The sequence below is a fragment of the Kribbella sp. CA-245084 genome (genome assembly GCF_050942355.1).
Taxonomy (GTDB): Bacteria; Actinomycetota; Actinomycetes; order Propionibacteriales; family Kribbellaceae; genus Kribbella.
In genome coordinates this window covers 4,104,395-4,128,701 of the sequence record NZ_CP192053.1, presented here as the reverse complement: position 1 = coordinate 4,128,701, position 24,307 = coordinate 4,104,395, and the positions used below count along the sequence as shown (strand labels likewise).

Sequence of the window (24,307 nt, the reverse complement as noted above, 5' to 3'; positions counted from 1 at the left end):
TGTATAGCCTGTGCGGATGAGCGAGAACTGCATCTTCTGCGGGATCGTGGCCGGAACCATCCCGTCGACCCAGGTGGCGTCCGACGACCGCGCGATCGCGTTCATGGATATCAACCCGGCGACCCGCGGCCACCTGCTGGTGATTCCGCGGACCCACTCGACCGACCTGCGCGAGGCCTCGGCCGAGGACCTGATGGCCGCGACCCTGCTCGCCCAGTCGCTGGTCGGCCGGGTGATCGAGCGCCTCGACGCCGACGGCGCCAACCTGCTCAGCTGCATCGGCGCCGACGCCTGGCAGTCGGTGTTCCACACCCACCTGCACGTGATTCCCCGCTACAAGGACGACCCTCTCCAGCTCCCCTGGCACCCGACGTCAGGAGACCTGGAGGAGATCAACGCGACTGCCGCGAAGCTCACCTAGCCACCAGCTCGTAGACGGACAGCAGCTCGGGGAGCAGCACCGTCCAGTCGTACTGCGGTACGGCGACGAGCCCTGCGGAGCGGAGGCGCTCGCGCTCGTCGGGTCGACCGAGCAGACGCAAGATGCCCGACGCGAGCTCGGCGGAGTTGCCCGGCTCGAACAACTCCCCCAGCCGGCCGCCGTCCAGGACCTGGCGGAACGCGGCCAGGTCGCTCGCCAGCACGGGTGCGCCGGCGGCCATCGCTTCGAGCAGGACGATGCCGAAGGACTCTCCGCCGAGGTGCGGAGCGACGTACACATCCGAGCCGGCGAGCATGTCGGCGCGGGCCTCGTCGTCGACCGGGCCGAGAAACAGAACGTTCTCCCGATAGCGCGGCGGCAGCGAGCGGCGTGCCTCGTCCGCCTGTCCCGATCCGGCGACGAGCACCTTCAGCTGCGGGCGTTCGGCGAGCAGCAGCGGTACGGCGTCCAGCAGTACGCCGAGACCCTTGCGCGGCTCGTCCAACCGTCCGAGGAAGCTGATCGTGCCGTCCTCGCCCATCCACTCCAGGCGTGGGCTGCCCTTGAATCGCGCGGTGTACAGGCCGTTCGGGATCACGACGGCCTCGCCGCCGACGTGCTGGACCATCATCGAGCGGGCATTCTCGGACACCGCGATCCGGGCGTCGATCTTCTCCAGCGCCGGACGGAGCAGGCTCGACGCGACACTCATCGCGCGCGAGCGGACCTGCCAGGTGTGGAAGGTCGCGACGAACGGGCCTTCGGCCGACCAGAGCGCGATGATCGACGCGCTCGGCGTGGTCGGCTCGTGCACATGGACCACGTCGAAGTCCCCGTCCGCGAGCCAGCCCTTCACCCGCGCCGCCGTACGCGGGCCGAACGTCACCCGAGCGACGGAGCCGTTGTACGGCACGCCGACAGCGCGGCCCGACGAGACGACGTACGGCGGGACCGTGTCGAAGTCGTCGACCGGTGCCAGGACCGAGATCTCGTGCCCGAGCGAGAGCAGCGCCTCGGCGAGATCGCGGACATGGTTCTGCACTCCGCCGGGCGTGCCCAGCGAGTACGGGCACACCACGCCGATCCTCACACGACGATTCTCACCCCGCGGTTGCTAGTTCAGGAAAATCCTCTGCAGCATGTGCCAGTCCTGGGGGTGAGCCGCGATGCCGACGGCGAACGCGTCGGCGCAGCGCTGGGTCATCGCGGCCGCGCCGCCGTCGGGCTCGATCGCGTCGTGAAACGTGATGACGAGGTCCGGGCCGTCGTAGTGGAGCGTCGCCGGGACGAGCGGCGCGCCGGTCTTCAGGCTCAGCGCGGCCGGGCCGACCGGCATCCGCGACGGGCGGCCGAAGAACGTGACTGGGATGCCGCGTTCGGACAGGTCCCGGTCGGCAACCAGGCAGACGAAGCCGCCGGCCCGCAGCCGGTCCGCGAGTACGGCGGTCACGTCGTCGTCACCGCCGGTCAGCGGAAGGACCTCCATCCCCAGCCGCTTGCGGTACTCGATGAAGCGGTCGAAGAGCGACTCCGGCTTGAGTCGCTCGGCCACGGTCGAGACCGGCATCCCGGTCAGGCCGGCCCAGGCGCCGGCATGGTCGTAGTTCGCGAGGTGCGGGAGCGCGCAGATCACGCCGCGTCCGGCTGCATGCGCGTCGCGGAGCAGCTTCTCGTTGACCGTGCGGACGCTGTTGACGATCTCCTCGTCCGACCACTCCGGCAGCCGGAACGTCTCCTGCCAGTAGCGCAGGTACGAGCGCATTCCGGCGTGCACGAGCGCGTCCAGCTCGGCCTCAGTGGCCTCCGGGCGTACGACGGCCAGGTTGCCGCGCAAGCGCCGTACGCCTCGGCCGTTCCGGCGGACCGTGCGGTCGGCGGCCTTCCGGAACAGCCAGGTGACGGTGCGTTCAGGCAGGCGTCGTACCAGGGTCCAGGCGAGCGCGAAGGCCGCGTCGACCGCCCGCTGCTTGAGACCCTCCATCGTCAGTCGTTCTTCGGCTCCGCCGGCGGCGGGGTGTCCAGGCCCGCGTTGGCCGGGTCGGCGAGGACCTGCTTACGCACCGAGAGCGACCGCTGTACGACGGTGATCGTGCTCGCCGCCGCGACGTACCAGATCACGATCTCCAGCAGGATCGGTAGGTTGAACACGTCGGAGAAGAACGCCAGGATCAGCGTGAACACGAGCCGGTCGGCGCGCTCGGCCAGGCCGCCGCTCGCCTTCAGCCCGAGGCTCTCCGCCTTCGCCCGCGCGTACGACGTGACCGCGCCCATCACCAGCGCCCACAGTGTCACGGCAGCCATCAGCGTCGAGTTGCCCGCGTGCGAGTTCGCGTAGAACATCACCAGGCCGCCGTAGATCGCGCCGTCGGCGATCCGGTCCAGCGTCGAGTCGAGGAACGAGCCCCACTTCGACGACGTACCCGAGGTCCGGGCCATGTGGCCGTCGATCAGGTCCGAGAAGACGAAACAGGTGATGACGACGACGCCCAGCCACAACTGGCCGCGCGGGAAGAAGATCAGCGCCCCGGCGGACACACCGACGGTGCCCACCAGCGTGACCATGTCGGCGGTCACGCCGAGCTTGAGCAGGAGGGTGGCGATCGGCGTGATCACCTTGGTCCAGAACTGCCGGAATCTGTTAAGCATGGCGACGCGATCGTAGTCCAGACGGATCACCATCCGATGACATGCCACCCTGTTCCACCTGCAGGAGACCTGATTCCGAGCGATGCTGGACGCGAGGAGGTGTGGGATGCGTCTGCTGGCCGGTATGTTCGCTGTGCTCCTGGTCAGCGGCTGTACGGTCGCTCAGCGCGCCAACGACTCGCGGCCGCACGCCGTACCTCCGAGCGCGGTCGTCCCCAGCGTCATCGCTCCCCCGCAACCCGAGGGCCTGGACGGTACGGCGGGAGCCGCTGGCCCGCAGGTCTGTACGGCGATCACGCGCACGCTGACCGCCAAGCTCCGGGTCCCGGTCACAGCGAAGCCGAGCGCCTGGAACGACGGCGGCCTCCCCGCGATGGATCTGTGCACGCTGCTGCTCGAGGACCGGGCCGTCACGATCGGTGTGAGCGCTCTGCCCAGTCAGCCCGACACCATCAGCCGGCTGATGGACGGTGCAGGCGCCCTCAAGTCGTTGCCGGAGCTCGGACCGGACGCGTTCATCGCCGACTCACGGTTGGTCTTCCATGTCGGCGATCGAGCCGTGCGGGTCACCCCGGCAGGCGGGATCGATCGGAGTAACGCGGACGGGATCGACCGGGCCAAGGCCGTCGCGATCGCGCTGGCCGCTCGGGACGCCGTACCGAAGAGTCTTCGTCCGGCTCGGCAGTCGGACGAGACGTGTCAGCTGTCCACCTCGGCGGCGGAGCGGTTCGTCCGGTTGCAGGTGCAGCTGCGGCGCGACTACCGGGTGAATGGCGCGTTGACGTGCATCTGGGGGACGTTCGAGGCGACCGTGTCGATCGTCGAGGCGTTCGACCAGGCGACGATCCCGGAGTCCCAGCGCGTGCCACCACCGCGCTTCGCCCCGCTCGGTCAGCCCGGGTACTACCTGCCCGAGGCGGGCGAACTCGTGTTCAGGCAAGGCAGGCGCGTGGTTCGCGTGTCTGCGCTGACGAACCCGCCGCGCGAGGTCACGCTCGACGCGCTGACCACCATCGTCGATCCGATGCTGCCGCTGTTCCTGCGCTGAGTACTACCTGAGAACTTTCCGGTCCAGTCCGGCGTCCCACCACCAACGATCATCACAGGGGGTGGTGGTAATGCGCACGCTTGCGAAGTACGGCGGATTGATGGCAGCCGGAGTGCTCACCACGGGACTGCTCACGGCCGTTACGGCGACGGCGGGGCAGGGCAAGGTCATGGCGCCGTGCACGATCTCGGTCGGTTCGGTGACGGCCGGCGGGGATCATCGGATGCAGACGTTCTCGGCGACGGCGCCGGTGACGAAGGTGGCCGACAAGATCGTCGGCAAGGACATCTTCGCCGACGGTCAGACAACTCTCAGTGCGGCAGTCCGGTACGGCCCGGGTGAAGGGTCGGAGCTGCACACCGGTCAGACGGTTGTGGGATCGGTCCTCTACGACTTCTCGTACCGGACGCCGGTCGGCGGCGGGACCGTGTCGCAGAAGGTGCTCACCCGAGTCGGCCCAGGTTGGCAGAACTATCGGAGTCTCGACCGGTCGACCTTCGGCAGCCGGACGACCGAGTGGTCGCTGCGCAACGACGGGACCATGGATCGCCGGACGGTGAAGACCGACGCCAGCGGTCACCTGTACCGGCACCACGACGGATGGCAGTCGAACTTCCGCGGGGTGAAGGGGCTGGCGTTGATCAGCCAGACGGCGACGTACGACACGTTCCTGATGACGCACAGCACCGGCCGGCTGTACACCGCGCGGTTCCCGGTGGCCGGCGGGCACATCATGCAGTCGACGGTGAAGCCGATCCGGATGTCGACCTGGCAGGCGTTCGAGACCCTGGTCGCGGCGCCTTGCGGTCAAGGCTCGACGGTCCTCGCGATCGACAAGGACACCGGCGCCGGTTACCTGTACTCCGTTGGCCATGCCAACGGTCTGGCGACCGTCATCAAGGGACTCGGCAAGGTACCGGGCAGCTTCACGGACCGGGCGTACTTCAGTTGGCGCAAGTACACCGACCCGCCGCTGGCCGGCGACTAGGGCCAGGACTTGGCGAGCAGCGCCCGGGTATCGCTGAGCAGCTGTGGCAGAACCTTGGTGTGGGCGATCACCGGCATGAAGTTCATGTCGCCGGCCCATCTCGGGACGACGTGCTGGTGCAGGTGCGCGGCGATGCCTGCACCGGCAATCTCGCCCTGGTTCAGGCCGATGTTGAAGCCTTGCGCACCCGACACCGTGCGAACGGCCTGCATCGCTTGGCGGGTCAGCTCGGCGATGTCGGTGACCTCGGCGCCGGTCAGCTCGGTGTAGTCCGCCACGTGCCGGTAGGGCACGACCATCAAGTGGCCCGGGTTGTACGGGTACAGATTCAGGACGGCGTACGCCGCGTCGCCGCGATGCACGATCAGCCCGTCCGTGTCGGGCAAGCCCGGCAGCCGGCAGAACGGGCAGCCCGATCCTGCCTCGGAGCTGGTCGGCTTGTTCTCGCCCTCGATGTAGGCCATCCGATGCGGCGTCCACAGCCGCATGAACTCGTCAGGCTCCCCGACCCCGTCCTGCCGCACCAGCTCCTCCGGCTGGTACGGCGAGTCCGGGACGTCTGGTGTCATACCTGGACGCGCTTCTTGACGGCCTCGACGATCTCCGACACCGCGTCCGCGATCGGTACGCCGTTCTTCTGCTCGCCGTCGCGGTACCGGAACGAGACCGAGCCGGCTGCCATGTCCTCGTCGCCCGCGATCAGCATGAACGGCACCTTGGACTTCTGCGCGTTGCGGATCTTCTTCTGCATCCGGTCGTCGGACGCGTCGATCTCGACCCGGATGCCCTGTGCCTTCAGCTGCTTGGCGACCTCGAACAGGTAGTCGACATGCCCGTCGGTGATCGGGATGCCGATGACCTGGACCGGGGCGAGCCACGGAGGGAAGGCGCCGGCGTAGTGCTCGGTCAGCACCGCGACGAACCGCTCGATCGAGCCGAACAGCGCCCGGTGGATCATCACCGGCCGCTGCCGTGAGCCGTCCGGAGCCGTGTACTCGAGCTCGAACCGCTCGGGCAGGTTGAAGTCCAGCTGGATCGTCGACATCTGCCAGGTCCGGCCGATCGCGTCCTTGGCCTGGACCGAGATCTTCGGGCCGTAGAACGCCGCGCCGCCCGGGTCCGGGACCAGCTCGAGACCGGAGCCCTCGGCAACTTCCCGGAGCGTCGCGGTGGCCTCTTCCCAGACCTCGTCGGAGCCGACGAACTTGTCCGGGTTCTTGGTCGAGAGCTCGAGGTAGAAGTCGTCCAGACCGTAGTCGGCGAGCAGGCCGAGCACGAACGTCAGCAGGTTGCGCAGCTCGTCGCGCATCTGCTCCCGGGTGCAGTAGATGTGCGCGTCGTCCTGCGTGAAGCCGCGGGCCCGCGTCATGCCGTGCACGACGCCGGACTTCTCCAGCCGGTAGACCGTGCCGAACTCGAACAGCCGCAGCGGCAGCTCGCGGTACGACCGGCCGCGGGCCGCGAAGATCAGGTTGTGCATCGGGCAGTTCATCGGCTTCAGGTAGTAGTCCTGGCCCTGTTTGCGGATCTGCCCGTCCGCGCCACGCTCCTCGTCCAGGTGCATGGGCGGATACATGCCGTCGGCGTACCAGTCGAGGTGGCCGGAGGTCTCGAACAGCTGGCCCTTGGTGATGTGCGGCGAGTAGACGAACTCGTAGTCGTCCTCGACGTGCCGCTGACGGGAGTAGTCCTCCATCACCTTCCGCAGTACGCCGCCCTTGGGGTGGAAGACCGCGAGCCCCGAGCCGATCTCGTCCGGGAAGCTGAACAGGTCGAGCTCGGTGCCGAGCTTGCGGTGGTCGCGCTTGGCGGCCTCCTCCAGCCTGGTCAGGTAGGCCTTCAGCTCGTCGCGGGACTCCCAGGCGGTGCCGTAGATGCGCTGGAGCTGCGGGTTCTTCTCGCTGCCCCGCCAGTACGCCGCCGCCGTGCGCATCAGCTTGAAGTTGCCGAGGTATCCGGTGGCCGGGACGTGCGGGCCGCGGCACAGGTCCTTCCACGCGACGCTGTCGTCGCGGCGGACGTTGTCGTAGATCGTCAGCTCGCCGCCGCCGACCTCGACACTCGCGCCCTCGGCGGCGTCGGCCGCGGAGCCCTTGATGCCGATCAGCTCGAGCTTGTACGGCTCGGTCGCGAGCTCTTCGCGGGCGTCGTCGTCGGTGACCACCCGTCGGCTGAACCGCTGCCGCTCCTTGATGATCTGCTGCATCTTCTTCTCGAGCTTGCCGAGGTCCTCCGGCGTGAACGGCGTCGCGACGTCGAAGTCGTAGTAGAACCCGTTCTCCACCGGCGGGCCGATGCCGAGCTTGGCGTCCGGGAACAGGTCCTGCACCGCCTGCGCGAGCACGTGCGCGGTCGAGTGCCGGATGATCGCGCGGCCGTCCGCGGAGGCTGCCTTGACCGGCTCGATCTCGTCGCCGTCGGCGACGACCCGGGACAGGTCGCGCAGCTCGCCGTTGACGCGGGCGGCGATGGCGGAGCGGTCCTGACCGAAGATCTCGGCGAACAGCTCCCCGATCGTCGTCGTCTCGGTCACACTCCGCTCAGCCTCGCCCTCGACGCCGACCAGATGGACCTTGACTTCCGACACAGTGCACTCCTCGGTTGCGCGTCACCGGCCGATTGCCGGTCACGCCACAGATGGTATCGACATCGCGACGCCGACCCGACGGCGTATCCACAGGCCCGCCGTACCTGACGAAAGTCGGGGGTCGGTCCAGCCGTTGGTCCGATGTGCCGGGGATGCCCGGATTCGTAGTTTCGACAGCGTGATCACCCTTGAAGGACTCACCAAGACCTATGGCGACACCCGCGCCGTGGACTCGCTCGACCTCACCGTCGCGCCCGGCCGGGTGACCGGCTTCCTCGGCCCGAACGGCGCCGGCAAGTCCACGACGATGCGGATGATCCTCGGCCTCGACGCCCCGACCGCAGGGGTCGCGCTCGTCGACGGCCGCCCGTACGCCGACTGGCCGGCGCCGCTGACCAAGGTCGGCGCCCTGCTCGACGCCAAGGCGCTGCACCCGCGGCGGACCGCGCGGAACCACCTGATCGCGATGGCGCACAGCAATGGCATCCCGGTCAGCCGGGTCGATGCCGTGCTGTCGATCGTCGGCCTGGACCCGGTCACCCGGAAGCGGGCCGGACAGTTCTCGCTCGGCATGGGCCAGCGCCTCGGGATCGCCGGCGCGCTGCTCGGGGATCCCGAGGTGCTGATGTTCGACGAGCCGGTCAACGGTCTCGACCCGGACGGCGTCCGCTGGGTCCGCGAGCTGATGCGTTCACTGGCAGCCGAGGGCCGGACGGTGTTCGTCTCCAGCCACCTGATGAGCGAGATGCAGCTGACCGCCGACCAGCTGGTCGTGATCGGGCGCGGCCGGCTGATCGCCGACGCCCCGGTCGCGGAGGTGATCGCGGGCTCGTCGCGCAGCACGGTCGCCGTCCGCGTCCCCGATCGCCGGCACCACGCAGTACTGCGGGAACGGCTGACGGCCGAGGCGGAGCGTGTGGACTCGGCCGACGACCGGTTGATCGTGACCGGCGTACCGGTGGAGCGGGTCGGTGATCTCGCGCACGAGCTCGGCGTACGGCTGCATGAGCTGCACACCGAGCAGGCGTCGCTCGAGGACGCGTACATGGAGCTCACCGCCGACAGCGTCGAATACGGGGTGGCGTCGTGAGCGATGCGATCCTGCACTTCGCTGACGAGCTGATGTCCTCGTGGTGGATCTATCTGGCGCTGTGGGGCTTCGCAGCCCTGGACGGCTTCTTCCCGGCGATCCCGAGCGAGACCCTGGTCGTCACGGCCGGTGTGTTCGCCGCATCGACCGGTGAGCCCAACCTGTACGCCGTGATCGTGGTCGCGGCGATCGGCGCGTTCATCGGCGACCACGTCTCGTACGCCCTCGGCCGCGGCGCCGGCGGGCGGCTACTCGACCGGGTCAAGCCAGGTACCAAGCGGCACGCGGCCATCCAGTGGGCCCGGCGCTCGCTGGAGGAACGCGGCGGTCTGGTCCTCGTCGTCGCTCGCTACGTGCCCGGCGGCCGCACCGCGGTCACGCTGACCATGGGCTCGGTGCGCTACCCGCTGCGGAGCTTCACGCCGTTCGCAGCGCTCGCCGCGGTCAGCTGGGGCGCGTACTGCACGCTGGTGGGCTTCATCGGCGGCAAGGCCTTCGAGGACAACCCGCTCAAGGGCGTCGTCCTCGGAATCGGCCTGGCGCTCGCCGTCACCCTCGTCGTCGAACTGGTCCGCCACCGACTGCGCAAGCCTCAAGCTCAAGTAGACCCTCAACCCGTGGAAGCAGGCAGGCGATGAACGCGGTGCGGTCGGAGTGGACGAAGCTGTGGACGGTCCGGTCGAGCTGGCTGAACATCGTGGCGGCTGTTCTGCTGACAGCGCTGCTCGGGGTGCAGTACGGGTTCAGCCTCGCGTACGACAACTCCCATCGCGCGCACGCCGAGTCGCAGCCCGTCGGCCAGTTCGGCTCCTCGGTGATCCTCATCGTCCAGGTGGTCTTGGCCGCCTTCGCACTGCTGACTGTGACGTCGGAGTACGCCACCGGCAGCATCCGCTCGACCCTCCAGTGGACTCCCGTACGGCGGAACGTCGTACTAGCCAAGGCGGCCGTGCTGGCACCCGCCCTGTTCTGCTACGGACTCGTGGTGGCTGCGATCGCTTCCGTGACAGGAGGTCTGGCCGCGGGCTCGTGGGCTGAGTGGGATGCGAGCGGGCTCGTTGTCGACCTGCTGTCGGTCGGCTTCTACGCGACCGTGGCCGGCTTGTTCGTCGCCGGGATCGCCTGGGTGGTTCGCAGTACGGCAGGCACGCTGACCGTTGCGTTCCTGCTGCTCCTCGTCGTGCCGCTCATGCTCAGCCAGAGCTCACTGCGCGCACTGGTCTGGATTGCTGCGCTGTTGCCCGGTGGTGCCGGCCAGAACTATCTGACCGGCACCACAGACCCGCTCTCCCCCACTCTGAGTGCGACCGTCCTGGTTCTGTGGGCAGTGGGTGGACTAGCGCTCGGCAGTCGCGTGCTGTCCCGGCGCGATGCTTGAGATCGCCTCGGCCAGGGACTGCTCCGCCAACGGACGCAGGTGCGCGAGGCGCGGGACCAGCCCGGCCAGACAGAACTCCGCAGTGATGAACCGGATGTTGTCGTCCTGGACGCCGTAGTTGGTGAAGTACGCGCGCAGGTAGGGCACCTCGTAGTCCCAGCCGTCCCGCGGCGTCCCAGGACCGTACGCACCACCACGGCTGGTGATCACTACTACCTCGGTGTCGCCCAGGGCCAGCGCACCGGGGAAGGTGATGCGGTCGATCCAGGCCTTCAGCGCGGCCGGCAGCGAGAAGTTGTACAGCGGCGCCCCGATCAGGATCGTGCTGCTCGCCAGCACCTCGTTGATCAGCGGCTCGGTCAACGCCCAGGCATCGGCTTCTGCGGTGTTCTCGACCAGAGCTCCGACCAGCTCCAGCGGTACGACGCCCTCCCGCTCGGAGCGCCGACCGAGCTGGCAGTACGCCGTGTCGATGGGCGGCACCGGGTCCGCGGCGAGGTCGCGGTAGCGGTACTCGGTCGAGCCGTGGTCGGACCGCCAGCGGTCCGCGAACAGTCTGGTCAGCCTCCTGGACACCGACTCGTCGGAGCGATTGGCACTGGAATCCAGATGCAACAGCATGGTCACCTTCGTCGTCTCGTGGTCGTCAGACTGGGTGACGGCGGGTAGCGCGGAAAGGTGACCAAGTGGACGAGCTGACCGAGGCCTTCGAGGCAGAGCGCAGCAAGCTGGAGGCGGTCGCGTACCGCCTGCTGGGCTCGCGCAGTGAGGCCGAGGACGCAGTGCAGGAGGCGTGGATCCGGCTCGACCGCACGGACGGCATCGACAATCTGGGCGGTTGGCTCCGCACGGTGGTGACACGGATCTGCTTGGACATGCTGCGCGGTCGCAAGGCCCCGCCTGAGGATCCCGACGAGCTGGAGCAGTTGCCGGCGGTCCGCCGAACCCCTGAGGACGAGGCGCTCGTCGCGGACTCGGTCAGCCGGGCGCTGCTCGTCGTACTGGACACGCTGGAGCCGGCGGAGCGGATCGCGTTCGTGCTGCACGACATGTTCGCCGTACCGTTCGCGCAGATCGCGCCCATCGTCGAGCGGAACCCGGTGACGACGAAGAAGCTGGCCAGCCGTGCACGCCAGAAGGTGCAGGGCACGCCATCGGTGCCCGCGGTCGAGTTGGCCCGACAGCGCCGCGTGGTGTCCGCGTTCCTCGACGCAGCCCGAGCAGGTGATCTGCACGCGATTCTGGCGGTGCTGGACCCGGACGTCGTCCGCCGCGTCGACGCCACGGTGCTGTCCCCCGGCATGGCTGCCGAGCTACGCGGTGCGAGGGCCGTGGCTGAGGGCACTGTCCTGCTGTCGCGCCGCTCTGACCTGGCCGAACTCGCTCTGGTCAACGGCGAGGTCGGACTGGTCCTGGCACCTCGCGGGCGGCTGATGCTCGCGATCACCTTCACCAGCGAGGCGGACCGGATCACGTCGTACGACGTCGTTGCCGATCCGGACCGCCTCAGCCAGTTGAGTCTTGCTGTCCTCAGCGCGGAGCGTTGAGGGCGATCGTCACCTGCTCCGACACCCGGGCTGCCAGCTCCAAGGCAGCGCGCCGGGTGGCGGGCTGCAGCGCGGCGTGGTCCATCGGACCCTCGGCCGCAATGTGCATGTCGGTGGGGATGTCGACAACGGCGGCCGCGCGCGACTCGAAATAGGGCCGGAGCTGCTTCTCGACCTCCTTGTTGACGTCGCCGGGTCCGTTCGAGACCGCGATCACGGCACGGCGGATCAGCCGCTGCGCCTCGGGGCCCTGGTTGTCGAGTTCTTCGAGCATCTGGACGGCTGCCGCGCAGGACAGGCTCTTCCACTTGATCGGGATAACGAGGGCGTCCGCTGCCTTCATCGCCTCCCGCCAGTTACTGGAGCCCTCATTGTTCCCGGTGTCGATCACGAGAACCTTGTAGAACCGGCTCATCAACCGGTGGATCAGATCGAAGTCGTTGGCCTCGATCTGCGCGTACGTCGTGGTCGCCGATGTCAGCACGTCGTACTGACCGGACACCTGGTGCCGCAGGTACGCCGCGACGTCGCCGAGCCGGGCGTCCGGCTGCGTCAGCATCGGCATGGCCTGCAGCATGTCCGTGACCGTGGACCGGGAGTTCGTGTCGTGGGTCCGCAGGTGCATGTTGCCGCGCAACTCGTTGTTGTCCCACGCCACGACACCGCCACCACGGGCCTGACCGAGCGCACCGGACAGCAGCAGTGTGGTCGGCGTCTTGCCGGAGCCGCCCTTCGGGTTGGCCACGACGATCGTGACCGGACGCCGGAAGGCCGTCGCCGCCGTCGCACGTGCAAGCCGCTCAGACCGCTCAGAGCCGCCAGGACGGAGCTTCAGCATGCTGCGGACGCCGCGCTCGGCCGGAGCCTCACGTGGCAACGGCAGAGCCTGGATCAGGTCGTCCGTGCGGAACGACAGGTTCTGCGGGGGCTGCGGCGGCTGCTGGCCGGGAATGCCTTGCGGGAAGAAGTGCTGCGCAGCCGGGGACAGCGGCTGACCGCCCTGACCACGCTGCGGCCCTGGTTGACCAGCCTGCCCTGGTACGCCGGGCTGACCGGCCTGGGGCTGACCCGCGGCGCTCTGCTCCGGGCCGGAACCTGAGCCGTGGAACGAGGAACCGCCGAAGACCGGGCTGTTCGGGCCGGCCGGGGTCTGGTCCGGGCTCTCAGCTGCGGGCTCGGTTGCGTCGGGAGCGTGCGGCTCGACGACGGGCTCCTCGTCGAACTCCTCGGGCTGCGTCCACGACGCTGCGGCGGACTCCGCGACCGGCTGCGTCCAGGACGGTGCGGGCGCGGTGGCCTGCGGCTGCGTCCACGGGGCGGGCTGGTCGACCGGCTCGTCGGCGGCCGGTGTGGACCAGGAGTCGTCTGCGAACTCCTGGGACAGAGCGTCGGGCTGCTGCTCGTCCTTCTCCTCGGCCGGCTCGGTCTCGTTAGGGTCCGGCTGGGTCCAGGAGGGGGTCGGCTGCCACATTCTCCGGACCTCGGCCGCCGCCGCTTCCCGGTCCTTGTGCTGTCCGGAGTTGTGCGAGTCGGTCACGACCTGGATCCCCGATTCTGTGAGGGGGCGGGTGGCCCCTGGAGGCTTGCTGGGTTGTCCCCGGAGGGTGAGGGCTCCGGGAGGCACCACTATCCCATGACCGGGTGTCCTCACCACGTCACCACCCGGAGCGTTCCGAGACCAGTATCCCGACCGGCGGGGAGCATGCATCGGCCTGACCCGAACAGGTCAGGAGGTGACCAGTCCGGCCTCGTGGGCGACGATCGCGGCCTGGACCCGGTTCTTCACGCCGAGCCGCAGCAGTACGGCGCTGACGTAGGCCTTCACGGTCCCCTCGACCAGGTACAACCGGGCCGCGATCTCGGCGTTCGACAGCCCCGCACCGACCAGTCCGAGCACGTCCAACTCCCGTGGGCTCAGTACGGCGACCTGCTCCTTCGCGGCGGCCGCCCGCGCCATCGCACCGCCACCGGATCCGGCGCTCAGCTCGGCGATCACTCGCTGCGCCACTTTGGGCGACAGGTACGCCGCACCGTCGGCCACTGCCTTCAACCCAGCGATGAGCTCGCGCGGGTCCCCTGACTTGAGCAGGAACCCGCTCGCACCGTCGCCGAGCGCACGGGCGATGTAGGCGTCCTCCGAGAAGGTGGTGAGGATGACGACTGCGGTCTCCGGCACGGTCTTCCGGATCTCTGCGCCCGCAACGAGTCCGTCCATCCGCGGCATCCGGATGTCCAGTACGGCGACGTCCGGCCGGTGCCGTCGTACCGCGTCAACGGCCTCGACGCCATCGGCTGCCTCGGCAACTACCTCGATCTCGTCGTCGGTGCCGAGGATCGCGCGGACTCCGGCCCGCACCATCGCCTCGTCGTCGGCGAGCATGACCCTGATCATCCGTTCCCCTCCGGAGTTGGTGCGACGGAGCCGCTCGCCACGACCGCTTTGGCGACCAGCGCGCCGTCGGTGAAGCACAGCCGGTAGACGTAGTTGCTGGAGAACGGAGCGGCCGGACGGTAGTACCGGCAACTCCAGTCGGCCGGCGGGACGTAGCCCTCCGAGGGTGCATCGATCATCTGCATCCGTGGCAGCACCCTCTCTACATCTGCCTCAGACTGGCCGATGGTGAGTCCGTCGTACTGCGCTGGTCGCAGGATCGCGCTGTAGCCGGCGACGAGGTAGTAGCCGAGGGCAACCGCACCTACTACTGCACCGAGCAGCAGCGGTGCGGCTATGGCGGTGATCAACCCGCGCTGTGCGCTGCGTCGTACCGTGGCTCGCTCTACTGCAGCTGTCTGGGGCTCTGGTCGACCGCCTGCTCTGGGCATCGTCGCTCTGACTTCAAAGCCGCCGTCTGGTCGCGGACCGGCTGTCAGTGAGCCCCCGGCGAGGCGGACTCGCTCTCGTAGGCCGTCCAGTCCTCGTCCGCCCGATGGTCCAGCCACAGGCCTCGCCGCTCCGGTGTCTACGACCTCGACTTGGACGTCATGGTTGTCGGTGGTCACGTTGACTGCCACGGATGCGCCGGGGGCGTGTTTGCTCGCGTTGGTCAGCGACTCCTGGACCACGCGGTGTACTGCGCGATCCACCATCGGCGACAACTCGCCCTCGACGTCCTCGGTCAGCTGGACGGACAGTCCGGAGGCTGCGGCGCGCTCAACCAGCGCTCGCACGGTTTCGTCGTGCGGCATCGTCGGTGCGTCCTGATCACGCAGTACGCCGACGATCTCTCCGAGCCGTTCTGTCGCCGTGGCTGCTGACTCACGCAACTCCCCCGCTGCCCGCCGGTGTACGTCGGGAAGCGACGGGTCAAGCTCGAGCGCCGCGGCGCGCAGTGCGATCAGGCTGAGCTCGTGGCCGACCGAGTCGTGCATGTCCTCGGCGATCCGCGACCGTTCACGCAGCCGTTCCTGGTCGATCTCCATCTGCTGCTCGCGCTCGATCCGCTCGGCCCGCTCCCAGCCGGCGGTTGCCAGTAGCGCCTGCTGAGCGCGGTACCGCCCGATCAACCACGGCAGTACGACGAGCAGCAGAGCGAGCAGCAGCATCAACAGCCACGTCAGAACGGCTTCGGTCGCCTGCGCACCCCGTCGTACGGTCAGAGCGAGGATGAGCATGCCGAGCAGCGACCAGCTGCACAGCAGGACGAAGTGCTTGAGCTGTGTCTCGCGCCGACCGGCCAGATAACTCAGCAGGCTGATCGCTGGCACGAGTGAGATCTGCACACCATTCGTGGTACCGAGTGCGAGAGCCAGTATGACGATCTCTGCCCACGCCACCGCGGCTAACGCTGCCAGCGGCCACCTGCGCCGGCCATAGACGGCAAACGCCAGTACGGCGATGCACGCTGCGCGGAACCAGTACGGATCGTGCCGGGCGCCGCTCTCGGCGAGGACGAGGAGGCTGAACGCGGCCCACAGACCCACGTCCCCCAGGCGCCGCCACTTCATGCCGTAGACGCTACACAGTCGCGAGAGGCTGCCCCTACTGCCGAAAGTCAGGTGCTGCCTCGACAATCTCGAACGGGACCAGCGAGAGGTTCGGCACCGCTTCGCCGCGGAGCTGGGCGAGCAGGAGGTCGACGGCGCGACGCCCCATCTCGGTCTGGTTCTGCCGGATGTGCAGGTACGGCGGTCCGCCGATGGAGTCGCCCGGTGAGTCGAAGCACGCGACGACCCGATCGCCCAGGACCCGGTCGACCATGCGGGCCAGGTTGTACTCACAGGCGAAGTACGCCGTCACCTGCGGCATGCGGTCGCGGAACGCGCGGATGACGTCCAGGTCTGCGCGCACGCTCTCAGTGGTCGTCGATCCGGGCAAGGTGCTGCGGAGGTCGGTCAGCTCGTACGCGTGGCCGCGGCCGGTGAACGCCGCACGAAAGCCGTCCAGACGGTCCTCGATCGAGGACGTGTTCACTGGCGGTGGCGAGACGAAGGCAATGTGTTCATGGCCCTGCTCCAGCAGGCGGGCTGTTAGTGCGCGAGCGGCAGCCACGTTGTCCGTGTGTACGGCGGCTACGGGGATGCCGGCCAGATGTCTGTCCACGAGAACCACCGGGAATCCGTCGAGGACCTGCCGCAGCAGACTGGCGTTGTAGAAGTCGCCGTGCACCGGGAACACGATCAGGCCGTCCACAGTGGCTACGAGCGAGTCGACCGCCTTCTCCTCATCGGACTGACGCCCATGGGTTCGCCGTACGACCAGGTGGGCGTTGTACTCCGCGCAGCGCTCCTCGATCGCGTTGAGCAGGTCCAGCCCGTACGCCTCGGACATGTCCGGGACGATGAGCGCGATCGAGCGGGCCTCCCGCCGCGGGGTCGTACGGAGCGGGATGGTCAGGTCGGTGAGGTCCGGCAGGCGCCGTACGACGAAGGTGCCCTTGCCGCGGATGCGCTCCACCAGCCCGGCCTCACGCAGTACCTCCAGGGCGCGCTTGGAGGTGATCCGGCTGACCCCGAACTGGGCCGCCAGCTCCATCTCCGACGGCACCCGGTCCCCCGGCCGGAGGGCGCCGCGCCGGAGCTGCTCCAGGACGTGAGCGCAGATCCGCTCGTACAGCAGTGCCACCTGCGTGTCCCCTCGCCCGTTGTCTGGTTGACATATCAAATCATCCCGGACTGTCGGCGGCCCGTGGCAGCCTTCGGGCATGGACATCACCGGAAAGGTCGCAATAGTTACCGGAGCCGCGGTCGGCATCGGCCGCGCGATCGCTCAACGCCTCTCTGCGGCGGGTGCGTCGGTGGTGGTCGCGGACATCGACGCTGCGGGCGGCGAGCGTACGGCGGAGCTGATCGGACCGTCGGCGCGGTTCGTGCAGGTGGACATGCGGGACGACGACGCGGTCGGTGAGCTGATGGCATGCCAACCGCAGATCCTGGTCAACAACGCAGGCGGAGGTGCTGTGCTCAGACCGTGCTTCCCGGAGGCATCGGTCGAGCGGTGGACCGACTCGCTGCTGGTGAATCTCCGGGCGCCGATGCTGACAACTCAGCTGGCTCTGCCGGGGATGCGGGCGGCGGGTGGCGGCGCGGTGGTGAACGTGGGATCGACTGCTGGGTTGGGATTCGGGCCGCACGTGTCACCGGAGTACAGCGCGGCCAAGGCGGCCCTGATCCGGCTGACGACGACGCTGGCGCCGCTCGAAGGAGTGCGGGTGAACTGCGTCGTGCCGGACTGGGTCGCGACCGAACGCGGTGTGCGCGAGCGCGACGCACTGCCTGCTGCGGAGCGAGGAGCAGCATTGGTTCCGCTCGAGGAGGTGACCGACGGCGTGGTCCGCTTCGTCGAGGACGAGACCCTCGCCGGACGCGTGCTTCTACTGAATCGCGCGGCCGCTCCTGAATTACTAGCGGCGACCCCATCGGACTGACAACATGCGGCCATGACCCGCCCTCCGGTGCATCCGTTCGCTGCGCGGCCCGTGGTGGGCCTCGCGGTGCTCGTCGGTGTCGTGCTGACCGCGCTCTCCGGGCGCTACGGCTACCACCGCGACGAGCTCTACTTCATGGTCGCCGGCAAGCACCTCAGCTGGGGGTATATCGACCAGCCGCCGCTGACGCCGTTGATCGCCCGCGTCTCGACCGCGATCTTTGGCGACACCGTGATGGGGCTGCGGGTGCTGTCGACGCTGAGCTGCGTCGCGACGATCATCGTGATCGCGCTGCTCGCCCGCGAGTTCGGCAGTGCTCGGCGCGGTCAGGTGCTCGCCGCGATCTGTGCCGCCGCGTCGGGGTTCGTGCTCGGCGTCGGGCACATGGTGTCCACGGCGACGTACGACCTGCTCGCCTGGATGTTGATCGGGCTGTTCGCGGTGAAGCTGCTGCGCACGGGCGACGGCCGCTGGTGGCTCGCGCTCGGGCTGACGGCCGGGATCGCCTTGGAGAACAAGTACCTCGTGGTGCTGCCTGTCGGCGCGCTGCTCGTGTCGCTGCTGATCGTCGGACCGCGCAGCGTACTGCGCTCGTGGTGGCTGCTCGCGGGCGTCGCCGTGGCCGGGGTGGTCGCGCTGCCGAACGTGCTGTGGCAGTTCCAGCACGGCTGGCCGCAGCTCACCGTCGCCGGCGGGATCAGCGAGGACGACGGCACCGAGAACCGCATCATGTTCATCCCGCTGCAGATCCTGCAGCTGTCGCCGTTCCTGGTCCCGATCTGGATTGCCGGGTTCCTTCGGCTGTGGAAGAAGCTGCAATGGGCCCGCTCCGTCGCGCTCGCCTACCCGGTGCTGTGCGTGGCGGTCCTGATCGCCGGCGGGAAGTCGTACTACGCGTTGCCACTCCTGCTCGTCCTCGTCGCGGCCGGTTGCGAGCCGGCGCTGCGATGGATCGACCAGCATCGGATCCCGGCGGTCATCGGTCTGGTGCTGACGGTGTTGACCTCGGCCGTCTTCACCTTGCCGGTGCTGCCCGCGTCCGCCGCGGACTTCGTCATCCCGGTGAACAAGGAGCAGGGCGAACAGATCGGCTGGCCGGCATTCACCGCCTCCGTCGCGACCGCGTGGGCGCAGATCCCGCCGGCGGAGCAGTCGACGGCAACGATCTTCACCGGCAACTACGGCGAAGCCGGCGCCCTTCGGCGGTACGGGCCATCGCACGGCCTGCCCACGGCGTACTCCGGCCACATGAGCTTCGCCGACTGGGAACGCCCGCCGGACACGAACACCGGCCCGGTCCTGCTCGTCGGTGTTTGGCCGACGTCGGACTTCCGGGACTGCAAACAGGTCGGGACCATCGACGCCATCGTCTCGAACGACGAGGACGGCGCCACTCTGTTCGTCTGCGAGGCGCCCGCGGAGCCGTGGTCCACGCTGTGGCCGAAGCTCCGCCGGTTCTACTGATGCTGGTTGACATTCCCGCCGGCCTCGTCTTCCTGCGCGATGATCGCGTCGGCCGTCGGTGGCACGTCGACGTGCCCGCGTTCCGGCTGGCGCGCTATCCCGTGACGGTGGGCGACGTACCGCTCACAGGCGTCAGCTGGTACGACGCAGTTGCCCTGTGCAACCAAATGTCTGCGGATGCGGGGCTCCCGGTCGCGTACGAGATCTCCGGCTCGGACGTGAGCTGCGATTGGGCTTCGCCGGGCTATCGGTTGCCGACCGACGCGGAATGGCAATGGGCATGCACGGCGGGCGTACCGGCGTACCGCTATGGGGAGCTCGACGAGATCGCCTGGTACGCCGAGAACTCCGACGGGCGGACGCATGCCGTGGGCGGGAAGGCGGCCAACGCGTGGGGGCTGCACGACATGCTCGGCAACGTGTGGGAGTGGTGCTGGGATCTGTACGATCCCTCGGCCTACGGCTCCTACCGCATCTTCCGTGGCGGCGGCTACGCCGACCCGGAACGCTCCGTCGGCTCAACAGTCCGCCGCCGCTCGCACCCGACCTTCTCGATCGAGGATCTCGGGTTTCGGGTCGCGCAGTCTGTTGTCACGGCTTGAGGGCGAGTTTGCCGATCGTGACGCCGGCCTCGAGTTCCGCGAGTGCCTTCGGGCCGTCCGCCAGGTCGTAGACGGTCGGCTTGCCGGGCGGATAGAGACCGGCGTCGATGAGTTTGCCCAGCTCGGCCATCACGTCGGCGAACAGCTCCGGCGCTTGCTGGATGAACGTGGTGAGGTGATGCCCGATCACCTGCACCGGATGCTTGAAGTTCAACTCCCAGTTGCTGATCGAGGACTCCCCCGCGGCCGCACCGATCACGATGACCTTCCCCGTCACCCGCCGCGCAACCTCGATACTCCGCCGGAACGTCTCACCACCCACCGACTCGAGAACGACATCAACGCTGGCGTCACTCACCTCGGCCTTCAACTCCCCGATCTCGATCACCCGATCCGCCCCAAGCCGCCGTACGACGTCATGCTTCGACGCGGACGCCGTCGCGATCACCGTCGACCCGTAGTACTTAGCGATCCGCACCGCCGCTTGCCCGACCCCACCCGCGGCCGCGTGGATCAGCACCGCGTCACCGGCCGTCAGTTGCCCCAGGTGGCGGAGCGCAGCAAGCGCCGTCCCCCAGTTCAACACCATCCCAAGCGCCTCTTCATCAGCCCACCCCGCCGGCACCGCCACGAAATCAGCCATCACCATGTACTCCGCAAACGCCCCATACCCGGTCCCGACAACGTGCTCCCCCACAGCCACGTCGCTCACGCCACTCCCCACGGCCACGACCTCACCTGCTGCCTCGAATCCGGCCAGGTAGGGCGGGCGCGGCCCACCGTCGTACGTCCCTCGCGTCTGCATCACATCCGCAAAGTTCACCCCGGCGGCGCCCACCCGCACCAACACTTCTCCCGCCGCAACTGTTGGCGCCTCCACCTCGACCAGCCGCATATCCCCTGGCCCACCCGCCGAGGCCTGCTCCAATGCGCGCACGACCCACCACCCATCCCAGTTGTTAGATCGCCATCGTACATATGTTTGATGCCGACCATACAACCCGGTTAACCGATGGCAGCCGCCGAATCTCCCCGGGTAACTTCCGGGGAGCTTCCGAGCACCAGGAGTCGAGCGATGCCCCTGCCCGTACTGACCAACCGCCTGACCCTCCGTTGGCCGGTCGAGTCCGACTACCCCGCCCTGTGCACCCTCTGGACCGACCCTCGCGTCGCCCGCTTCATGGACGACTACGGCCCCCGAGACCGCGAAGGCGTCCGCGACTGGGTCAACACCCACGCCAACGGCACCCACGCCCAATTAATCATCACCGCCGAACCGCCGCAGAAGTCCTCGGCTGGGTAGGCCGAGGCGCCAGCGACGACCCCCTAGCCAACTGGAGCTTCGGCTACGCCGTACTCCCCACCCACCGCTTCCACGGCTACGCCACCGAGGCCCTAACAGCAGCCCTCACCTACTGCCACCAAGACCTAGCAATCCCCACCCTCTGGGGCGAATGCCACCCCACCAACACCGCCTCAGCCCACGTAATGCACTCCGCCGGCCTAACCCAAACAACCCCGTCCCCTAACGGCAGCCCCCGCTTCGTCTTCCCGCCCCACACCAACCGACCTCAACAATCTCCAACCACTACTTGGTCAGCGCTGCCTTGAAGGCCGCGACGTACTGCCGGTTGATCGACGGCTTGAGCTCCCCGGTCACGCGCAGAAGCGTCGTTTCTTCCACCGTCAGGTACTCCGTCCCGAGGATCGGCGCGGCTTTGTAGATACCCGCGATGTAGTCCTGACGCCGCTTGGCGTCGTCGGCCGTCGCAAACTGCTCCACCTGCGCGCCGCACATGCTGTCGGGCTTGGCCTTGCAGCCGGAGACACGGTTGTCGTACACGAACGTCGCCGACGTGTAGCCGCCCGGCCGACCGATCAGGTTATTCGGATCCGTGTCCTCGGTGTAGGTCCACAGCGACTTGACGTGCCCCCCACTGGCCGCCTGAAGCGCCTTGGCAATCACAGCCGCATCCGACACCGGCTTGGTCTCCGGGGCGGCGGTGGTCGCTACGCTCACGCTCGGCTTCGCGCTCGACGTCGTACCGCTGGCCTGACCTGGCGCGCCGCCGACCGGTTTGGTCTTGTCGCCGCCACAGCCCGCGAGCAGGCCAGCCGCTCCGAGTGCGGCAACAGCAATTGAGGTACCGATGATGGTCCTGCTGAACATGGTGACTGTGTCTCCCCGTCTTGCGCGGCGCGATGAGTCCCGCCGAGTGAGCGCGAGGCCGAGCCCCGCAGCTGAACTGACTGCCAACCCCAACCTAACGGCGAGCCGCCCCCACCTCCCGCAGGCAACCCCTGCCGACCCCAAGTCCCGCGACCGCGCCGACCAGCAAACCCAACCCAGCCGGTGAACCGACCGCCCAGCCCAACCCACGCGGCCGGGCTACGCCCCAGTCCAACCCAAGCTGGTACCTGACTGCCGAGCCCAGCCCAAGCCGCCGAGCGAAGCGAGCGCAGGGGGTGCGGGTGGCGAAGCCCCCGCTCGCGGCAAGCGAAGCGCAGCCGCACAAATGACGAAGGCGAGCCGGCCGACGCTTTCCGTCGGCACGACTCGCCCATCGCCTTCGTGGACGATACTGGGATCGAACCAGTGACCTCTTCCGTGTCAGGGAAGCGCGCTACCGCTGCGCCAATCGTCCGGGAAACTCAAGACTACTGAGGTTTCGAGGTGGAGACGGGATTCGAACCCGTGTACACGGCTTTGCAGGCCGTTGCCTCGCCTCTCGGCCACTCCACCACTGAGTAAGCTGGCTTTGAGAAAGCTGGCACTGAGAAGTAGGCCCGCCGAACCCTCTCCGAGCGGACGACCGGGTTCGAACCGGCGACCTCAACCTTGGCAAGGTTGCGCTCTACCAACTGAGCTACGTCCGCAGTGCGACCGGGTTCCAGTGTCCCCCGGCGCGAAAAGAACATTAGCCCATCCCGGGCCGACATCAAAAATCGGGGTCCGCCGGCAGGTCGACGTACCGTCATCAGCTGGTCACCTCGCAGTACCGGATCCCCTGCGCACTAAGGTGTTGCGCGGAAGGAGCACCACATGCGTATCTGGCTCAACGGCGCCTTGCTGGACGACGAGGCGACCGTCTCGCCGCTCGACCACGGGCTGACCACCGGCGACGGCGTCTTCGAGACGATCAAGGTCGAGAACGGCCGCCCGTTCGCAGTACGACGGCATCTCGAGCGGCTCGTCCGCTCCGCGGTCGGACTCGGCCTGCCGACCCCCGATGTCGCGGCGATCGAGACCGGCATCGCGGCCGTGCTCGATCCCGACATGGAGTTCGCTCGACTGCGGATCACGTACACGGGTGGTGTCTCACCGTTGTCGTCCGATCGCGGTACGTCGGGGCCGACGATCCTGATCGCGACGCAGGAGATCAAGCGGCCGTCCGCGACCTCCGCGATCGTCACCGTGCCGTGGATCCGCAACGAGCGCAGCGCGGTCGCCGGCCTGAAGACCACGTCGTACGCCGAGAACGTCCTCGCGCTCGCCTACGCGAAGGAGCGCGGCGGCAGCGAGGCGATCTTCGCCAACACGATCGGCAACCTTGCCGAGGGCACCGGCTCGAACATCTTCTGCGTGTACGACGGTGAGCTCGTCACGCCGACGCTGGATTCGGGTGCGCTGGCGGGCGTGACGCGCGGCCTGATCCTCGAATGGTTCGGCGGCGTCGAGCGCGACGTACCGCTGGAGCAGTTGTTCCAGGCCGAGGAGATCTTCCTCACATCGACGACACGCGACGTACAAGGCATCCACCGGGTCGACGACCGCGACCTCACCGCGCCCGGCACCATCACCGCCCAGGTCGCGAAGATCTTCGCGGAACGATCGGCGGAGAACCCCAACCCGTAGGCCGGATCCCCAGGCCATCACAATCGGCCTGGCCCGGTCATGCGCGGCGGGCGCGCGCCGGCGTCAGGAAATTGTGATGGCCTGGGGATCCGCCCCGGACCTCAGCCACTCACCAACCCCACGCCAAGAAGCCGACTGGCCGGTCGCCAGGCGGCGGCCGGCCAGTGATGGCGAGCTTGGTGAGTGGTGGCGGTCCGCGCGCCTACTCCCCCGACGCCTTGCGGCGTTCGCGGTACGCCGCCACATGCAAGCGGTTGCCGCAGGTGCGGGCGTCGCAGTACCGCTTGGAGCGGTTCCGTGACAGGTCGATCAGGGCGTCGTCGCAGTCCGGCGCCTCGCAGCGGCGGAGGCGTTCGCGTTCGCCGGCGGAGATCACCTGGGCAAGCGCGATCCCGCACTCCACCGTGATCCGGCACGCCAGCGACGCGCCGGCGCGGGAGTAGTGGATGTGCCACGGGTGCCCGTCGTGGTTGGTCAGCCGCGGAGTCGACGTACCGCGCGCGATGATCGCGTTGATCATCGTCGCCGCGGACGCGTCGGAATCCGTGGTGAACACCGGCGCGAACAGCGGCCGCAGATCGCGGACCTCGGCCAGGTCCTTGTCCGACAACGTGTCGACCGCGCTGAACTCCCGCTCCTGGACGAACTTCTCCAGTTCCTCGAGGGTCTCCAGCGAGTCGACCTGGCTGTTCGGTCCGGGCATGGTGTTGACGAGCCGGACCAGCGTCCCGAGCGCCTGCTCGGTGTCGTGCGAGAAAGTCACAATCACGTCTCCAACGCGACGGGATCTCCGTCCTGCAGCAAGAGTAGCCCGGC

26 protein-coding genes and 3 tRNA genes are annotated in these 24,307 nt (G+C 68.4%); 13 read left to right on the top strand and 16 right to left on the bottom strand.

Annotated elements, in window-relative coordinates; all coding sequences use genetic code 11:
• The first annotated feature begins 16 nt into the window (after nt 1–16).
• The gene (locus ACQPYH_RS19825) at nt 17–421 is read left to right on the top strand and encodes an HIT family protein (protein WP_363875064.1); all 405 of its coding nucleotides are present in this window, start codon (nt 17–19) and stop codon (nt 419–421) included.
• Here the strand turns inward: ACQPYH_RS19825 and ACQPYH_RS19820 are convergent.
• The 3 genes from ACQPYH_RS19820 to pgsA are packed head-to-tail and all read right to left on the bottom strand — an operon-like array spanning nt 414 to nt 3,067.
• Entirely contained in the window at nt 414–1,511 is a 1,098-nt protein-coding gene (locus ACQPYH_RS19820) for a glycosyltransferase family 4 protein (RefSeq protein ID WP_432893305.1), read from the bottom strand. The two genes, ACQPYH_RS19825 and ACQPYH_RS19820, sit on opposite strands and share 8 nt — an antisense overlap.
• Nucleotides 1,512–1,535: 24 nt before the next feature.
• A complete protein-coding gene (locus ACQPYH_RS19815) occupies nt 1,536–2,402 on the bottom strand; it encodes a phosphatidylinositol mannoside acyltransferase (RefSeq protein WP_432893304.1) in 867 nt (288 codons plus the stop codon).
• A gap of 2 nt (nt 2,403–2,404) precedes the next feature.
• A complete protein-coding gene (gene pgsA / locus ACQPYH_RS19810) occupies nt 2,405–3,067 on the bottom strand; it encodes a phosphatidylinositol phosphate synthase (protein ID WP_432893302.1) in 663 nt (220 codons plus the stop codon).
• 106 nt (nt 3,068–3,173) lie between these two features.
• Between pgsA and ACQPYH_RS19805 the strand changes: the two genes are divergently transcribed.
• Together ACQPYH_RS19805 and ACQPYH_RS19800 are read left to right on the top strand one after the other, a co-directional pair.
• Nucleotides 3,174–4,115, top strand: coding sequence for a hypothetical protein (locus tag ACQPYH_RS19805; protein ID WP_432893300.1), 942 nt, complete (start codon nt 3,174–3,176; stop codon nt 4,113–4,115).
• Nucleotides 4,116–4,185: 70 nt separating this feature from the next.
• Entirely contained in the window at nt 4,186–5,103 is a 918-nt protein-coding gene (locus tag ACQPYH_RS19800) for a hypothetical protein (RefSeq protein WP_432893298.1), read from the top strand.
• Here ACQPYH_RS19800 and ACQPYH_RS19795 read toward each other — a convergent pair.
• Both ACQPYH_RS19795 and thrS read right to left on the bottom strand, forming a co-directional pair.
• A complete protein-coding gene (locus tag ACQPYH_RS19795) occupies nt 5,100–5,672 on the bottom strand; it encodes an HIT family protein (protein ID WP_432893296.1) in 573 nt (190 codons plus the stop codon). The two genes, ACQPYH_RS19800 and ACQPYH_RS19795, sit on opposite strands and share 4 nt — an antisense overlap.
• Nucleotides 5,669–7,690 (bottom strand): threonine--tRNA ligase, encoded by a 2,022-nt coding sequence (gene thrS / locus ACQPYH_RS19790; RefSeq protein ID WP_432893295.1) that lies wholly within the window; start codon nt 7,688–7,690, stop codon nt 5,669–5,671. The genes ACQPYH_RS19795 and thrS overlap by 4 nt, the downstream gene beginning before the upstream one ends.
• Before the next feature lie 178 nt (nt 7,691–7,868).
• Here thrS and ACQPYH_RS19785 point away from each other — a divergent pair, with 178 nt between their 5' ends.
• Genes ACQPYH_RS19785 through ACQPYH_RS19775 form a run of 3 tightly spaced genes read left to right on the top strand, consistent with a single transcriptional unit; the run spans nt 7,869 to nt 10,158 of the window.
• Nucleotides 7,869–8,780 (top strand): ATP-binding cassette domain-containing protein, encoded by a 912-nt coding sequence (locus tag ACQPYH_RS19785; protein ID WP_432893293.1) that lies wholly within the window; start codon nt 7,869–7,871, stop codon nt 8,778–8,780.
• The gene (locus ACQPYH_RS19780; protein ID WP_432893292.1) at nt 8,777–9,418 is read left to right on the top strand and encodes a DedA family protein; all 642 of its coding nucleotides are present in this window, start codon (nt 8,777–8,779) and stop codon (nt 9,416–9,418) included. Before ACQPYH_RS19785 ends, ACQPYH_RS19780 begins: the two co-directional genes overlap by 4 nt.
• A complete protein-coding gene (locus ACQPYH_RS19775) occupies nt 9,415–10,158 on the top strand; it encodes an ABC transporter permease (RefSeq protein WP_432893291.1) in 744 nt (247 codons plus the stop codon). Before ACQPYH_RS19780 ends, ACQPYH_RS19775 begins: the two co-directional genes overlap by 4 nt.
• On the opposite strand, the gene ACQPYH_RS19770 is transcribed toward ACQPYH_RS19775, so the two are convergent.
• A complete protein-coding gene (locus ACQPYH_RS19770) occupies nt 10,117–10,779 on the bottom strand; it encodes an FMN-dependent NADH-azoreductase (protein WP_432893289.1) in 663 nt (220 codons plus the stop codon). The two genes, ACQPYH_RS19775 and ACQPYH_RS19770, sit on opposite strands and share 42 nt — an antisense overlap.
• 65 nt (nt 10,780–10,844) lie before the next feature.
• On the opposite strand from ACQPYH_RS19770, the gene ACQPYH_RS19765 reads away from it, so the two are divergent.
• Complete coding sequence (locus ACQPYH_RS19765; RefSeq protein WP_432893288.1) at nt 10,845–11,705, top strand: sigma-70 family RNA polymerase sigma factor; 861 nt, start codon at nt 10,845–10,847, stop codon at nt 11,703–11,705.
• Here ACQPYH_RS19765 and ACQPYH_RS19760 read toward each other — a convergent pair.
• The 4 genes from ACQPYH_RS19760 to ACQPYH_RS19745 all read right to left on the bottom strand — a co-directional run bounded on the left by ACQPYH_RS19760 (nt 11,689) and on the right by ACQPYH_RS19745 (nt 16,767).
• Nucleotides 11,689–13,242, bottom strand: a complete 1,554-nt coding sequence (locus ACQPYH_RS19760) for an AAA family ATPase (protein ID WP_432893286.1) — start codon at nt 13,240–13,242, stop codon at nt 11,689–11,691. The genes ACQPYH_RS19765 and ACQPYH_RS19760 overlap by 17 nt on opposite strands.
• Nucleotides 13,243–13,431: 189 nt before the next feature.
• A complete protein-coding gene (locus ACQPYH_RS19755; RefSeq protein WP_432893284.1) occupies nt 13,432–14,097 on the bottom strand; it encodes a response regulator in 666 nt (221 codons plus the stop codon).
• Entirely contained in the window at nt 14,094–15,650 is a 1,557-nt protein-coding gene (locus tag ACQPYH_RS19750) for a sensor histidine kinase (RefSeq protein WP_432893282.1), read from the bottom strand. The genes ACQPYH_RS19755 and ACQPYH_RS19750 overlap by 4 nt, the downstream gene beginning before the upstream one ends.
• Nucleotides 15,651–15,684: 34 nt before the next feature.
• Nucleotides 15,685–16,767: a GntR family transcriptional regulator gene (locus ACQPYH_RS19745; RefSeq protein ID WP_432893281.1), complete on the bottom strand. Its 1,083-nt coding sequence runs from the start codon at nt 16,765–16,767 to the stop codon at nt 15,685–15,687.
• Nucleotides 16,768–16,846: 79 nt separating this feature from the next.
• On the opposite strand from ACQPYH_RS19745, the gene ACQPYH_RS19740 reads away from it, so the two are divergent.
• From ACQPYH_RS19740 to ACQPYH_RS19730, 3 genes are read left to right on the top strand one after another with little or no spacing between them, the layout of a single operon-like run.
• Nucleotides 16,847–17,569 carry an SDR family NAD(P)-dependent oxidoreductase gene (locus tag ACQPYH_RS19740; RefSeq protein WP_432893279.1) on the top strand — a complete coding sequence of 241 codons (723 nt, stop codon included), beginning with the start codon at nt 16,847–16,849 and terminating at the stop codon, nt 17,567–17,569.
• Nucleotides 17,570–17,581: 12 nt separating this feature from the next.
• Nucleotides 17,582–19,033 carry an ArnT family glycosyltransferase gene (locus tag ACQPYH_RS19735; RefSeq protein WP_432893277.1) on the top strand — a complete coding sequence of 484 codons (1,452 nt, stop codon included), beginning with the start codon at nt 17,582–17,584 and terminating at the stop codon, nt 19,031–19,033.
• A complete protein-coding gene (locus ACQPYH_RS19730) occupies nt 19,033–19,635 on the top strand; it encodes a formylglycine-generating enzyme family protein (protein WP_432893276.1) in 603 nt (200 codons plus the stop codon). Before ACQPYH_RS19735 ends, ACQPYH_RS19730 begins: the two co-directional genes overlap by 1 nt.
• Here the strand turns inward: ACQPYH_RS19730 and ACQPYH_RS19725 are convergent.
• On the bottom strand, nt 19,625–20,572 hold the full coding sequence (locus ACQPYH_RS19725; RefSeq protein WP_432893274.1) for a zinc-binding dehydrogenase: 948 nt from the start codon (nt 20,570–20,572) through the stop codon (nt 19,625–19,627). The genes ACQPYH_RS19730 and ACQPYH_RS19725 overlap by 11 nt on opposite strands.
• Nucleotides 20,573–20,710: 138 nt before the next feature.
• Between ACQPYH_RS19725 and ACQPYH_RS19720 the strand changes: the two genes are divergently transcribed.
• Together ACQPYH_RS19720 and ACQPYH_RS19715 are read left to right on the top strand one after the other, a co-directional pair.
• A complete protein-coding gene (locus tag ACQPYH_RS19720) occupies nt 20,711–20,938 on the top strand; it encodes a GNAT family N-acetyltransferase (protein WP_432893272.1) in 228 nt (75 codons plus the stop codon).
• Nucleotides 20,857–21,246 (top strand): GNAT family N-acetyltransferase, encoded by a 390-nt coding sequence (locus ACQPYH_RS19715; RefSeq protein ID WP_432894433.1) that lies wholly within the window; start codon nt 20,857–20,859, stop codon nt 21,244–21,246. The genes ACQPYH_RS19720 and ACQPYH_RS19715 overlap by 82 nt, the downstream gene beginning before the upstream one ends.
• On the opposite strand, the gene ACQPYH_RS19710 is transcribed toward ACQPYH_RS19715, so the two are convergent.
• The 4 genes from ACQPYH_RS19710 to ACQPYH_RS19695 form a co-directional block, all read right to left on the bottom strand.
• A complete protein-coding gene (locus ACQPYH_RS19710; RefSeq protein WP_432893270.1) occupies nt 21,224–21,805 on the bottom strand; it encodes a hypothetical protein in 582 nt (193 codons plus the stop codon). The two genes, ACQPYH_RS19715 and ACQPYH_RS19710, sit on opposite strands and share 23 nt — an antisense overlap.
• A gap of 403 nt (nt 21,806–22,208) precedes the next feature.
• Nucleotides 22,209–22,280 (bottom strand) — tRNA-Val (locus ACQPYH_RS19705).
• Nucleotides 22,281–22,307: 27 nt separating this feature from the next.
• Nucleotides 22,308–22,378: transfer RNA gene (locus ACQPYH_RS19700), tRNA-Cys, on the bottom strand.
• A gap of 61 nt (nt 22,379–22,439) precedes the next feature.
• Nucleotides 22,440–22,512: transfer RNA gene (locus ACQPYH_RS19695), tRNA-Gly, on the bottom strand.
• A gap of 166 nt (nt 22,513–22,678) precedes the next feature.
• Here ACQPYH_RS19695 and ACQPYH_RS19690 point away from each other — a divergent pair.
• Nucleotides 22,679–23,491, top strand: coding sequence for an aminotransferase class IV (locus ACQPYH_RS19690; protein ID WP_432893269.1), 813 nt, complete (start codon nt 22,679–22,681; stop codon nt 23,489–23,491).
• Nucleotides 23,492–23,693: 202 nt separating this feature from the next.
• On the opposite strand, the gene ACQPYH_RS19685 is transcribed toward ACQPYH_RS19690, so the two are convergent.
• Nucleotides 23,694–24,260 (bottom strand): CGNR zinc finger domain-containing protein, encoded by a 567-nt coding sequence (locus tag ACQPYH_RS19685; RefSeq protein ID WP_432893267.1) that lies wholly within the window; start codon nt 24,258–24,260, stop codon nt 23,694–23,696.
• Nucleotides 24,261–24,307 lie beyond the last annotated feature (47 nt).